Source organism: Bacteroidota bacterium, assembly GCA_039111535.1.
Taxonomy (GTDB): domain Bacteria; phylum Bacteroidota; class Rhodothermia; order Rhodothermales; family JAHQVL01; genus JBCCIM01.
The window spans coordinates 1-14,321 of sequence record JBCCIM010000166.1 but is presented as its reverse complement, the minus strand read 5'-3'; the positions used below and the strand labels follow the sequence as shown (position 1 = coordinate 14,321).

The 14,321-nt window shown below is 50.2% G+C and carries 9 protein-coding genes and 1 pseudogene; 2 read left to right on the top strand and 8 right to left on the bottom strand.

All coding sequences use genetic code 11. The features are described 5' to 3' along the window. Positions 1-407: 407 nt before the first annotated feature. The gene (locus AAF564_20505) at positions 408-2,210 is read right to left on the bottom strand and encodes a hypothetical protein (GenBank protein ID MEM8487944.1); all 1,803 of its coding nucleotides are present in this window, start codon (positions 2,208-2,210) and stop codon (positions 408-410) included. Positions 2,211-2,591: 381 nt separating this feature from the next. On the opposite strand from AAF564_20505, the gene sppA reads away from it, so the two are divergent. Beyond that, positions 2,592-4,403: a signal peptide peptidase SppA gene (gene sppA, locus AAF564_20500; GenBank protein ID MEM8487943.1), complete on the top strand. Its 1,812-nt coding sequence runs from the start codon at positions 2,592-2,594 to the stop codon at positions 4,401-4,403. 61 nt (positions 4,404-4,464) lie between these two features. Here the strand turns inward: sppA and gpmI are convergent, their stop codons facing one another. After that, complete coding sequence (gene gpmI / locus AAF564_20495) at positions 4,465-6,015, bottom strand: 2,3-bisphosphoglycerate-independent phosphoglycerate mutase (protein MEM8487942.1); 1,551 nt, start codon at positions 6,013-6,015, stop codon at positions 4,465-4,467. A 9-nt stretch (positions 6,016-6,024) separates the two neighbouring features. Beyond that, positions 6,025-6,867, bottom strand: coding sequence for an endonuclease III (gene nth, locus AAF564_20490; protein MEM8487941.1), 843 nt, complete (start codon positions 6,865-6,867; stop codon positions 6,025-6,027). Between the two features lie 203 nt (positions 6,868-7,070). Here nth and AAF564_20485 point away from each other — a divergent pair, with 203 nt between their 5' ends. After that, on the top strand, positions 7,071-8,303 hold the full coding sequence (locus AAF564_20485; GenBank protein ID MEM8487940.1) for a DUF4105 domain-containing protein: 1,233 nt from the start codon (positions 7,071-7,073) through the stop codon (positions 8,301-8,303). Positions 8,304-8,314: 11 nt separating this feature from the next. Here the strand turns inward: AAF564_20485 and AAF564_20480 are convergent, their stop codons facing one another. The 5 genes and pseudogenes from AAF564_20480 to AAF564_20460 all read right to left on the bottom strand — a co-directional run. Beyond that, the gene (locus AAF564_20480) at positions 8,315-11,113 is read right to left on the bottom strand and encodes a TonB family protein (GenBank protein MEM8487939.1); all 2,799 of its coding nucleotides are present in this window, start codon (positions 11,111-11,113) and stop codon (positions 8,315-8,317) included. A 633-nt stretch (positions 11,114-11,746) separates the two neighbouring features. Next, positions 11,747-12,397 (bottom strand): annotated as a pseudogene (locus AAF564_20475) (formylglycine-generating enzyme family protein). A 54-nt stretch (positions 12,398-12,451) separates the two neighbouring features. Then, the gene (locus AAF564_20470) at positions 12,452-12,871 is read right to left on the bottom strand and encodes a toll/interleukin-1 receptor domain-containing protein (protein MEM8487938.1); all 420 of its coding nucleotides are present in this window, start codon (positions 12,869-12,871) and stop codon (positions 12,452-12,454) included. A 176-nt stretch (positions 12,872-13,047) separates the two neighbouring features. Next, a complete protein-coding gene (locus tag AAF564_20465) occupies positions 13,048-13,455 on the bottom strand; it encodes an NUDIX hydrolase (protein ID MEM8487937.1) in 408 nt (135 codons plus the stop codon). Beyond that, a partial coding sequence (locus AAF564_20460; GenBank protein ID MEM8487936.1) for an NUDIX domain-containing protein occupies positions 13,439-14,321 on the bottom strand: 883 nt, incomplete at its 5' end. The genes AAF564_20460 and AAF564_20465, both read right to left, overlap by 17 nt.

Sequence of the window (14,321 nt, the reverse complement as noted above, 5' to 3'; positions counted from 1 at the left end):
TACGTTCATTTCTTTTGCTCGCCCAAAAGAAACGAACCAAAGAAAAGGGCACCACCAAATAAAAACGCACTTTTATCGCCATACGCTCAAGGCCTCCTGAATTTTATTCAGGAAAACGCTTCGATAAAAGTCCCTCGCACACCGCCGCGCATTTGGTGGACGTCCAGCACACTAAATTGCTAATAACGAACTGAACTTTGACAGCTACTATTTTTTCTGAACACCCCTGGTTCTGTGTTCAATATTCAAAAGCACGTGCTACCCCCACGGGGGCTCACAATGACGACGAGGAATGCAGTTCGCCAGTCCTCCATCAACAGGTCCAAACAAGAAAAACTTCAACAAAAAAAGAAACCCCTGCCGGCATAGCTGGCAGGGGTTCTTTGTTTGCACTTCAGGAGGAATCACTAGTGGATCCGCTCTAGTGTTGCTTCGCGTTGGATTTTCACGGAAACGCCGCGGTTAGTTTTGTACGCGTTGGTTTTGTTTAGTGTCAGTGGCTGCGCCTGAGTTACAAACCCATCAGCAACCAGCTGATTTTTGCCATACACGTTGTGCTGTGCACCGTATGTGGTGCCGCGTGGCGCGTTGTAGACCGAATGGTTACCATAGTTGTCGTAGTCATAGTAGTCATCGTCATACGAGCCGCCATAGTACGGATCATTGTTGTCATCATAATGATGGTAGCTGATCGCGTCGTATCCGTAATCTAGCAACTGCTGGTCATCAGGCAGTACAGAGATTGGCGCATATCTGTTGTAATCGTATGGATCAAACAGTTTGCTATAGCGGCGGGAATCGACACGTTTGCGTCTGAAATTCAGCCGGCCAACATCCATACCGTGTGAGCGGTCGTAGTAGTCCTGCACATAGCCGTCGTAAGACTGCGTTGCGATCATTTCAAATCCTGCACGAGGATCACCTACGATAAACACATCCCGGTCGTATACCACTTCACCATTTCTGTAGATGGTTGCCTGGATGTGCTCCAGATCTTTCGGGAAACGGCGCACTTTGCCGAGGAAGTAGCCATCTTCAAATACTTCGATTTCGTCGATGTAGATGTCAACAATAGCTTTCCGATGGTCAGCATACCGAACCTCGTGGTGGTAGTTGGTACGGATATCAACTTTGGCTTTGTGATAATTGCCACGATATCCAGTTTCAACATACACGACCTGGCAGTATCGATACGTTGGGCGCCACTGGCGACGGTAACGGTTCTGCCACGGCCATACAACGTTCACCTGTATATTCGGACGATGATGGTACACCGGATTCACGTATACACGGTTGCTTTTATAGCGCCAGTGCTTGTTGTTTTTATACACGTTGTGCTTGCGGGTATCACGCCAGCCATAGTTTCTCGCCGGCAGTACACGCGTTGCATCTCTGCGCGTAGAGGTACGGCTGTTATCTACCCGTACAGTCCCGCGGCCCGATGCATTGCGGTTGTTGTCTGAACGACGGCCCAGTGATTCCCTGCGCACATCTGTTGTAGCACGGTTGCGGGCGTCGCTGCTCCTGCCAGAAGATGCGGAGCGGTTGCCACTGCTGGAACGGCTTGCCCCCTGCTGCCGACTGCTCGTACCACTGCCCGAACGGCTGCGGCTGGCACTCGAACTACGGTTGCTATCGCCGGCACGCGAGCGGGTAGCCTGCTGATCATTGCTGCTGTTGCCTGAACGGCTACGGGTAGCACCTGAACTGCGGCTGCTGCCACTGTTTGCACGCGAACGAGAAGCCTGCTGATCATTGCTGCTGTTGCCTGAACGGCTACGGGTAGCACCTGAACTGCGGCTACTGCCTGAAGAGCGATTAGCCTGCTGGCTTGTGCTCCCCGAACGTGTTCGTGTACTTCCACTGTTGCCAGTGCTACGGGTAGCCTGGCTAGAACGCTGCCGGCTCGTGCTGGAACTCGTGCTGTTACCAGAGGAGCTACGGCCTGATGAACGGGTCGACTGCGTTGAGCGCTGCCGGCTCGAGCTGCTTTTAGGTGTAGCGCGCTGCGGTGTGGTCTTCTTTGGCGCGGTTGTTTTTTTCGGCGTTGTTCTTTTTGAAGCAGCAGGTGCACGCTTCTCTGAACTTTCCGATTTTTCTGCGCGTCCACTCGTACGACTGCGCGATTGCGCGTTTACGGTGGACGATTCAACCATGAGGCCCAGCATTAACAGCAGGACCGGTATGGCTTTTAGGGTCGTTTGTAACATGGTAGTCATTTCATTTTCCTCATACTATTCATGAGTCAGCTTATTTCTCAGCCGCGCATGCTTTCCCTAACTCCTATACAACGACGTGCCAAGTCCACTAAATCGGCCAATCAAGCCATTTTGGGGTATTTTGGCCGATTTTAATTATGTTGAGTAACCTATATCCGTGACTATGCATGTCCAGTAATGGCTACAAACACATGCGACTAACCTCCTGCTTTACGCAACCATGCGGGTAATCTGCGTGTATACGGTTATATATAAATTGCTTAACTGGTTTGTACGCACCGGATACCACGAAAAAGGCCTATTAGCCGCTTTATTGGGCAGATAAGCTGCTGGTATCCACCATTACATCATTTGAACCTAACATCCGCTTACATGCGTTTTCTTTCCACGCTCATTGCCACCACCCTCGGCGCCCTCATTGCTTTTGGCGTCATGTTTTTTCTTGGTTTCATGTTTTTGTTTGCAATTGCTGCAAGCTCCGATCAGGCACCACGGGTTCGCGCCGGCTCGGTGTTAACAATCCCTTTGTCGGGTGCCCTCCCGGAGATTTCGTCTGACGATCCTTTTGCGTCTTCTTTTGCAAGCGGCCCGACCTATGATCTCGCCCAGTTCAAAAATGCGCTGGCTAAAGCTGCTGTTGATCCACGCATTGACGGTGTTTGGCTGCAAATGCGGGGTTTATCGGGCAGCTGGGCCACGCTTCAGGAAATGCGAGGGGCACTAGAAACGTTCAGAGACTCAAGCGACAAATTCATTGTAGCTTCCAGCGAAGACCACGCGGTCAGTGAAAAAGCATATTTCCTGGCAACAACGGCTGAAGAAATTTATGCGTCTACACAGGCTCCTTTCGAATTCAATGGATTCTATCTGGCTGCCGAGTTTTACAAAAACGCGTTTGATAAGCTGGACATCAAAGCCCAGCCTATTCGCGCCGGCAAATATAAAAGTGCCATCGAACCCTACATCCGCTCTAATCTTTCTGACGAAAACAGGGAGCAGTTGGGGGCGTTGCTAGACGATCAGTACGACGTATTCCTCAGCGCCATTGCGGAGAGCAGAAGCCTACAAGAAGAGGCTGTACTTGAAACGATGGAAGCCGACGCCATCTTGCTGGCAACAGATGCGTACCGCGCCGGCCTCATTGATGACCTCATGTTCTACGACGAAGTGGAGTCAGCAATTAAGTCGAAATTGGAAATCGAGGCCGACGACGACTTGCGTACCGTAAGCATGAAGTCGTATGTACGCGTGCCGGACAAAGAAGCCGGCCTGGAAGGCGGCGGTGAGGAAGACATTGCTGTTGTATATGCCGTGGGCACCATTATGCCAGGCAAAAGCGGCTACAGCACCAACCCGTTATTTGGTGGAGATATCCTCGGATCAGCTACGTTCAACGAGGCCATCCGTACCGCTGTTGAAAGCGACAAAGTGAAAGCCATCGTTGTGCGTATCGATTCGCCCGGAGGTTCTGCTTCCGCTTCTGACGCCATGTACCGAGAAATAGAACGCGCTGCTGAAACCAAGCCCGTTATTATTTCGATGGGCACCTATGCAGCTTCCGGTGGCTACTGGATGGCTATGGGTGGCGACATGATTGTTGCAGATCCACTTACAATTACCGGCTCGATTGGCGTATTTGGGATGTCGCTGGATTTAAGCAGCATGTACGAAAACAAAATTGGCGTCACCTTCGACGTTGTACGTACCGGCCCTTATGCCGACATGTACTCAGGTACCCGGCCACTTACCCCGGAAGAGCTACACCTGCTGGAGCGGTCTGTTGATGACACCTATGCTTCATTCCTGGAGCTCGTCGCAGAAAACCGTGGCCTAACAGTCGAAGAAGTGGATGCTATGGCCCAAGGCCGCGTCTGGACTGGCGTCGACGCCAAGAATAATGGCCTGGTTGATATGCTGGGTGGTCTCGAAACCGCCATTGATGTGGCAGCTGAGCAGGCTGAACTCGCGCCAGGCAGCTACGATATACGCCGGCTCCCGCGCCCCAAAACGATGCTGGAGCAATTCAACGAAGCGCTGGCCGTACGCTCACAAAAAATTTGGCTAAACCTGACCGCTTCCCCAATTGAGCAAATCCTCGTACAGGAATCCGAAAATCTCCGCACCATCATAGAGATGAACGGCGAAGTACAGGCCCTCCTGCCAACCAAGATTACCATCCAGTAAAGGAGTTGAAGGTTTAAGGTTCGTCACTTTTAACCTTCAATTTTTAACCTTCAACCTATTTTCAAACCAGGATGTCGCCGGTCATCTGTTCGGGGATTGGTTGTCCGAGTATCGAGAGAATTGTGGGGGCGATGTCTCCCAGTTTTCCGTCTTTGACGGGGCCGGCAAACCCTTCTTTTATTACGATGTGAGGCACCAACGCCGTTGTATGGGCGGTGTGAGGTGAACCGTCGTCGTTTCTCAGTTTGTCTGCATTGCCGTGGTCAGCAATGATGTTGATGGAGTACCCGTTCGCCAGCGCAGTTTCTACCACCAGTTTGGCACAGGTATCCACGGTTTCAATGGCTTTGACAGCAGCTTCGAAAACCCCGGTATGCCCAACCATATCCGGATTGGCAAAATTGAGCACGGCAAAGTTGTAGTCTTTTTCAGCCAGTGCATCAGCTACCTTCTGCGCCAACGCCGGCGCGCTCATCTCTGGCTGGAGGTCATACGTCGCCACTTTCGGCGAGGGCTCCAGCACCCGGTCTTCTCCGTTGAAGGGTGCTTCTCTACCACCGCTGAAGAAAAACGTGACGTGGGGGTATTTTTCGGTCTCAGCAGCTCGCAACTGCGTCCCGCCAAGGTCCTCAATGGCTTCGCCGAGCGTTTGTTTGAGGTTTACCTTCGGAAAGGCAATGTGCACATCCAGGTCTGATGCATACGGCGTCAGTGTGACATAAAACAGATCTTTGAGTGGTGCGCGTTCAAATCCATCAAAGCCAGGTGTTGTAAATGCGTACGACAGTTGCCGGCCGCGGTCTGCTCTGAAATTGAAGAAAATGATCGCATCCCCTGACTCAATCAACGCACCGGTCTTTGAGCGGTCTGTGACGGCTTTGTAGTTGATTTTCCGGGGCATCACAAATTCATCCGTGACATCTTCGTCGTAGCTGGCCTGGATTGCGGCTACAGGATCATCAAAGGTAAGGCCGGCATCTGTGCCCGTGAGAAGATCATAAGCCAGTTTTGTGCGCTCCCAGCGCTTGTCGCGGTCCATTGCGTAGTATCTGCCACAAATGCTTGCAATGTGCCCTACGCCTATCTCTTCAGCTTCCTGCTGGAACGCGCGGATATATTCAATGCCGCCCTGCGGATCTGTGTCTCGTCCATCTGTAAACGCGTGGACACAAACCTGACCGGCCTCAAGCCCCTGCTGCTTCGCGAGACGCAACAGTCCAAAGATGTGCGTCAAGGAAGCATGCACGCCTCCATCTGAAAAACAACCTAAGAGGTGTAATTTGCTGCCATTGGCTTTTGCGTGTTGCGCAGCCTGTACCAATGTTTTTACTTCAAAGAAGTCGCCATCTGCAATGGACTTGTCGATGCGGGTAATATCCTGGTACACCACGCGGCCGGCGCCTAAATTCATATGCCCAACTTCCGAGTTGCCCATCTGGCCAGCCGGCAACCCTACAGCCAGCCCCGATGCCTCAAGCGTGCCGTGAGGATACTTTGCAAACAGCGAATCTAAGAAAGGTTTACGGGCGTGGTCAATTGCGCTTACGGCTTCATCTTCTGCAATACCATAACCGTCCAAAATGAGCAACAGGTGCTTTTTACTGGAATCCATAAGTTGTTTTTAGTTGATTCTGAAATCCGGGACTTTCCTGGCAGTCTTCCCGGTTTTCGTTTCAAATACGTTCATCGAGCCAGTACGGGGGCAGGCAATCTGCTCCACCTTGTGGCGGTCTGTCTTGTATGCAGGTTCGTCGAAATAAAAGTTGCTGGTTTTGCAGTAGTACTTGCCCCGTTTTGCATCAAGTCCTTCCAGCGGCGCGGGTAGTTTCTGCAAACGCGCGTAGTATACGCAGGCTGCCGTAACCGGACACGCGTCACACTTCGGTGCACGTGCAATGCAGGTATACCGCCCGTGCAAAATAACCAGGTGATGTGCCTCCGACCAGTCTTCCTGGTTGAGCACGCGCTTTAGTTGCCTTTCAACCTTGAGCGGTGTATCTGCATCTTTGGCTAACCCAATCCGGTTAGCTACCCTGAACACATGGGTATCAACGGGTAAAGCATCCACATCAAAGGCAACGGACGCCACAACTTGCGCAGTTTTCCGTCCTACCCCAGGTAACTTGACAAGTTCTTTCAGCGTCGAAGGAATTTTGCCGTCAAAATCTTCCATTACCATCCGCCCCAGCCCTGCCAGATGCTTGGCTTTGTTGTTCGGGTAAGAAATGGATTTGATATACGGATAAATCTCCTCAGGTGTAGCAGTAGCAAGAGATGCGACTGTGGGAAACGCCTCGAAAAGTGCCGGCGTCACTTTGTTGACACGTTCGTCGGTACATTGCGCTGATAACACAACCGCAATAATGAGTTCATATTCTGATCTGTAGTTCAGCTCCGTTTCTGGCCTTGGTATGGCTTTGCGCAACGCCGCCAGGGTATAGGCGGCGCGTTCACTTCTGGTCAATGCTTCTGCCCGTATGCTTGTGTTAGAAATACATCAATGATACCAACAGGACAAAAGCCAACTCTTCTCGGATTGTTGACACGCTTTTTCCTGTAAATGAAGTAGATTTTAATGATGCGCTGTGAAGTTAATAAATCCCGTTGAAACCTAATTCGAATTTGGTTCTTAGAATTCCACCCTATTGTCAAAATATTTGCACCTTTATGTCCAACCTTGCCCGACGCACCATCTTTACGATTTGTTGGCTGCTCATTTTTTGGGGTATGACACAGCGCCCTGCAATGGCACAGCCATCTATCTCATTGTCTGATGGCGCCTACATTTCGCTGATTACCATATACCCGGGCAACCAGGCGCATAATCTATTTGGACATAGTGCACTCAGGGTACGGGATCCCTACCACGGTTTCGATCTCCTCTACAATTACGGCACCTTCCAGTTTGACTATAAGTTCTTACCCAAATTTATCTATGGGAGGCTGGATTATATGCTGTGGGCAAGCGACATCCGGAGGGAATTGCAGCGATATCAGAATGACGGCCGGTCGATCATCGAACAATTCATTGCGCTGGACCAGGACCAAAAACAGGCCGCCTTTGACTTCCTGCAGGTAAATGCCAGAAAAGAAAACAGGGTATACCAGTACGACTTTCTGTTTGATAACTGCTCTACCCGTATCCGTGATGTGTTTGAACATATCCTCGGCGACAATCTGTCGTTCAGTGAAGCTGCAGGTCCGCGGCAGAGTTTCAGGCACTTGCTTGATCCATACATCCAATCGCGCCCGTTCCTGGATGCCGGCATCGACATGGCACTGGCCATCCCTACAGACGCAATTGCTACCAGCCGGGAAGAGATGTTTCTGCCTATCAACCTGATGGAAGCGTTTGATGGCGCCACGGTTGTAATCGATGGCAAAACGGTGCCTTTCGTCAGCAATACGGTTGACCTTTACCGCAATGAAAAGACAATCACAACAGATAAGCCGCCGACCCTGTACGTGGTCATGTGGTTAATTTTCATCATGGCCTTGTGGGTATCAAACGGAACGTCTCCTCGGGCAATCTGGGCGCGCAAGTGGTTTGATCGATTCCTGTACGGGTTTAGCGGCTTTGCCGGCCTGCTGGCCCTGTTCCTATGGCTGGTGGCTATCCACGAAGTGACCAATTACAACTGGAATCTGCTCTGGGCATGGCCTACACATCTGGTTGCGCTCTGGTCACTGGCAAAGTCTCCCACATGGCTCAAACCTTACATGCGGGTTACAGCAATCGTGCTGTTTATTACAATTCTGGGGTGGTTTTTCTGGCCACAAGAAATGCACACAGCCTATATTCCCCTGCTCATGGCTATTGCAGTGCGAAGCATCTGGTGGGGATGGAAAAATGACGAAACGGCCAACACCGAGGCGGCTAAAGCCCCGGCAGTAACCTGACTGGAGGCTGCTTATTCGTTATCGAGTTTGAACTCGAAGAAGAGCGTGTACCATGACTTGACGGGCAATCCGCCTACCCGACCGGGTTCAAAGCGGGCACCGCGAATAACGCGCATCACTTCAGCATCCATGTCGTGCCGAAGCCCTTTGAGGATCTGGGGGTTGATCATGCGCCCTGTTTCGTCGACAATCATGCGTACTGAAACACGGCCTTCGATGCCGGCTTCAACCGCTTTCGGCGGATATCGCAAGCGCGATTGCAACACTTCCCGACCGCCAACCAACACAGGGGCATCTTCCGTGTAATTGTAGATGCCATTGTCGTCTACCATGCCTTCAGGCAACTGGTTTTCGTCTTTCGCAAGGGCGCTGAGCGTTTCGTTGATTTCTTTGACCTTTTGCGATGCGTATACATCGTCGGGCTTGGCAATCAAGGCAGAGGTAAAACTATCCAGCGCGCCGGCATAGTCTTCTTTTTCGAGTAGCACCTCGCCGCGGGTCTTGTGGCTCAGGTAGGCCTCTTCTTTCTTCTGAATCTGGTCGATCAGTGTATCAACTTCGAAGATAGCATTCTGCGCCACCTGGCTGGTCTCATTGAATTTCAGTGCTTCCAGGAAAGCTGCCTTTGCTTCCTCGAGCCGTCCCAGATCCTTCAACCGGAAGCCCGAACTCATGTGGTCCTTGTATTGCGATTCACGCTGTCCTTGTCTAACGCGCTGGTTAATTATGGAGATGCGACTCAAGGCATACTCATCACCTGGTTTATAAATCAGCGCTTCCTCGAATTTGGCTTTGGCGTTCACCAGACTGTTGATATCATACGCTGAGTCGCCTTCCATTTTAAACTTGAGGTATAGCCGCTGGGCACGCTCTTGCTCAGCATTCACCTGATACGTTGGTGCTGGGGCTGGGGCAACCCGCACAGGGGCCACCATCCGCTGCGTAGCTTCACGCAAACGGGCATTAGCAAGGGAATCATCCGGGCGCACATCAATCACTTTCAGGTACTCTTCGCGTGCCTGGCGATATAAGAGCCGCGCCTCAACAGAGTCACCTACAACGTTCAACGCATCCGCAGCATTCATAACAGAATCACCGCGCGATATAAAGGCCAGTGATTCGCGGGCATCCAACGCAACCGTGATGGGCTCGTCAAGATATCCATCTACATCATCAATACGCTGCCGCAGGGTAGCTTTGTCGCCATCACCCAGGGTGAGTGCGAGACTGTAGTTTTCGCGGGCGCGTTCGAAGAGGGAGCGCGCATTGTCCCAATTATCAGCAGCAAATTCAGTTTCACCTAGCGTGTAAAGGGAATCGCCTTTAAGCAACGCGGTTGAGTAACCGGAATTACTAAGTGTGTTCGGTTCAGCGTTTTGCATGCGGGTATACAACAGGAACGCAAGCATGCAACTAGAACCAAAAAGCAGGAAGAATATTATGCGCCGGCCTCCACTGCCACTGCTTGTTCGACGCCGCGGCGCGGCATACGCCGGCTCTTTCTCCCATTCTTCCTCTTGCACCGCAGGTGTAACCCGATCGTAAACAGCCGGACTGCTATCCTGTAACTGCGTCGATGGGACGGCTACAGGTGTAAATCCGGAAAATGTAGCTTCAAACTGGCTCCCATTGCCCGTGTCGAAATCAAGGCTATTGCTACCAGGATCTTCAAAAATGCCTTGTCGATCAGCAAGCGGGTCTTTGATGAACTCTGCAGCTATCCCCCCACTGTCTCCCGAACTTTCGGGATCGAGTTGTAATTGCTCAATAGGGAGAGGTTGTCGTGCTACCGGGACGCCAATTGGATCCTCAACAGGATCTGCGCCAAAATGGACTGGTGCTTCAGGTACTGGCTGCGCGGGCGGTGCTGCTACATTTGCACGCGGATGGAAAGCTTCTTTCTGCGCAGGTGCTTCGGGCGGGGGGACATGCGCCCCTGGAAGATCAAACCCATCCACAAGCATCGCGCGAAATGCTTCGATGGATTGCGGGCGGCGCGTGATGTTCATATCGAGCGCCGCTTTCAATGCATTGCGCGTACCCAAAGAAAGGTCAAACGACTGGTCGATAAGCGCCGGCACCTGGTCTTCTCTCAAGCGAGACGGGATATCAGGCAGTTGGCCACCGGATAACATTGTGTAGAGGGCAGCGCCACATCCGTAGACATCAGACCAGGGGCCATGTTTGCCACGCGGCGTGTATTGCTCGGGCGGTGAAAAACCAGGTTGCTGGAAAGAAACGAGGTTTTGCGTTTTCTGCGCGAGCAGGAGATGCGTCGTTTTGAACGACAGCAACATCGGCCGACCAGACTTGGTCAGGTAAATTTTATCAGGGGAGATTGCACCATGTACGAGGCCTTGTGCATGGCCGGCTTTGACCCCATCCATGAGCGGCATGAGAATCGTGACAGCAGTGCGCGGGGATACTTTGCCGCCTTGCTGCTCAAGCACATACGCTAACGAAGCGCCGGCGTGATAGTCCAGAATTCTGTAAACGGTACCGTTTTCGCGGAAGTACTCACGTTCCTTAACGACGTTGGGATGGTCAATCCTGACGCACAACGCAGCCTCTTTTACAATTTTCTCGAGGCCGTACTGATACTGCTCCTCAAAGTCAGGAGATTTGGGTAACAAGCCTACGCCTTTCTCATCCCGCTTGGCCATACCAACCGGTAGATATTCGCGCACAATGACCTGTTCTTCATTCTCAAGATCCCATGCCAAGTAGGTTGCTTCGAACGGGCCCAGGTCGCCCAGGACTTTTCGAATAGCAAACCGCTCATTTAGCACTGTGAGACGTGGAAGCTCCATTGCTCTACGTGTACTCCGTTAACCTGTGGTGTTTTAGCGATAAACCGCGTTTTCGAGATCGACAGGGTGTTAGAATAGAATCGCTAAGGATACAAATTGCTTATAAGCCAATTTGTTCTCAGAAAAGACAGAACGATACAAAAAAAAGCTACATAAATCCTGCACAAAAAACCCAACTAAAAAGAAAAAACCTTGAAGCGTGCCAGGTTCACGGTGCATTGAATGCCAATCTGTTGATAAAACGGCCCATCATTGGCGTGCATTGCGTCATGCCATTGCCTGGCTTCTGCGCAGACACACCCCGATCATGACGAACTCATGATCGACCCTCTCAAGAGGGTAGTTTTTTGTAAAGGCAGTTTTTCATGGGCGTGCTTTTTTGTAAGGGTATTGTTTCGGGGGGCTAATCAAGCCGCTCCTGAGCCGCCCCGCCCACACGTCATCCCAAACTTGATTTGGGATCCAGTCCACAATAACACGCCCGCCCTACGGGCGGTTCGCATCCCCTCACATCCTTCCGGCTTCGCCTCGGCTGACTGTTCGCCTACAGAATTGCCCCTCCAAAACAATCACTGCAACACAATACAACCTACCGGCTTTTCGGCAAAGGGTAAAAGCGCTAAGAGATAGTCCTCAATACACGAAAACCGACGTAGAGGGGGCGAAAGCGGTAATCTGGAGCCAGTAACTGCGGTAAGCCGAGCGGGCGTAACTAGCGTTCTGGTACCAATTCCCACCTCGAAAGACTCTACTTGAACCCATCAAAGGGCCTTCCGGGTCCTTTTGCGCCTCATTATCATAACTGCCATACCAATCTTGCACCCACTCACCTACGTTGCCGTGTATATCATAAAGCTCCCAAGGATTTGGCCTCCTCCCACCTACTGGCTATGTCGTACGGGCCACATTCTTCCAGTACCATGTATCATTACCCAAATCAGCTGAATCATCTCCAAAACTGTGTGCGGTCGTTGTTCCTGCACGAGTTGCGTACTCCCATTCCGCTTCCGTAGGCAACCGATGACAACCGCTACACCGCTTGCGTTCATTTAGTTTCTGGATAAAATCAATGGCATCATGCCAACAGACCTGTTCTACGGGCAGCCGATTCCCTTTGAATCTTGACGGATTACTCTCCATCAAAGCGTTCCATTCTTCCTGTGTTACAGGATTCTGTCCCATATAGAATGGTTTTGAAATTGTCACTTGATGAACGGGTTGCTCATCTTTATAGTCATCCGATCCCATCATAAAGGTACCCGGTTGAATCAGCACAAATTCCATCTCGATGCTGTTGGTGATCGTAGGGGCTAGCTCAACCTTCTTTTTTTCTGATGATCATACTTTACGCTTCTGAGCCACACCTGAAGTAGCTACAATTCGCTTTACATCTCGCACCAATGCATCTATTAGCGGCCCTTCAAGCGCATACTCCCATCCAACAAGGCTAGCCGTGTGGATGCGGCGAAAAGCCAGCGGGGGTTTTACATCTTCGATGAACACGAGAACCAGGATTTCACGCTCAAGCCCTTCGCCAGCCTCGGTTCTTACCCATCTACTTTTGACAGCGGCCTGCGACCACAGCACAATTACACACTGCGCACTATCCAGTGCTGTTTCAATGACATCGTCGTAACTTTCGCCGGTAGCCAACCGCGTATCCCACCACGTAGAAAACCGGCGTTTCTCTAGCGCATCGGCCAACGCTTTTGTTGTTTTTCGATCTTCCCGTTTGTATGAAATGAATATATCGGCCATTACTGGAAATGGTACGCTAGGGTAGAATTTATTAAAACAAGGTTATCCAATTTATTATAAAGGAGTAATATAGACCAACAAAAACCCTATAAAACACAAAAGCCACCCTTTAGGGTAGCCAATTTATCAAATGAACTTGCGAGCTAACCTGTCATGCATTGACAGATCAGTAAAACTTAAGTGGTAAGATATTTCAAAACACCAGGGAATAGTTTGTGTGGCATGTATGCTGATAAATCACGAGTCCTAACCCATTTTACTCGCTCGATTTCAGAAGTATCTTTGATAATTGTGTGCCCAGAGACATAATCACACACTACATAGTAAACACTAGCACCAGTTGAAGGGTGGGGCTTACGGAAGCCGATCATTTTCCGTGCAGTACACCTGACTCCAGTCTCTTCATAAACCTCTCTAACAGCTGCATTTTCAGGGCTTTCCAAGGTTTTTATTTTCCCCCCTGGAAATTGCCAAAGCAAATCAGCTTCCCTGTGTGACCTTTTTACCAAGAGGATTTCAGAACTCTTAACGACTATCCCCATAGCAACCCTTATTTCTTCGCCTATTTCAATTGTCTCGTCCATTTAATATACCTTTTAATGGTTCGAACAAATCTGATGTAATCAACTTCTGTGCCTTTTTCCCGGACACCCAACGCAGCTCAGACAACTCATCTGGATCCAGAATGTTAATACGACCTTTTTCATAGTCGCAAAGCCAGTACTCAACCTGTCTTTTCGTATTGGGATGAAAGCGGCTACCTATCCTTTTCCGAACAATTGGAGTAATGCCAGTTTCCGAGACACAAGCCGGAGGAAAATACTTCTTCACACTTGTGCTATCCATCATGGTTTTCGCAGGGAATCCCCAAACAAACTTACCTTCTGGAATTCTTCTTCTCGTCAAGAGGAATTGGCCATTTTTCTTCTTAATCAGTGCCACAACAACCTTACGGTTTCCTTTTTCTTTTTGCCTACGCTTCTCTTTCTCCAGTCGATATTCCTCAGCTTTTATGGATGCAACCCATTTTTTGATATGCTTTTTGACTTCTAAATTGTCTTTGTACTCCTGATGCAGTTTCGAGAGGATGTCAAACGGCTTTTGTTGCTTAATTTCCTCTCTTATGAAGATCATACATTCTTTGTTCTGATAATGCATGATTCCAAGCTCATATGCTACATTCGGGTTATAAAACTGATTATCTTCAGGCTCATCAAAAAAAGCGATTCCATATTTACAACAATAAAGAACTGCCAAGGGATTTACAACACTGTCTCCAGTAAGCTTCCATTCAGGCCGGTCTGCCAACACACCCTTGAAACCATGGGAAGCAAGCGTATCCAATATAAACTCTCTTAAATCTTCGTTATTGTCTCTGTACTTAATCATGACGAATACGTTCTTGCCATAGTCAGTAGTATCTAGAGCCCTCTGGATCTCTTTTTTGTAC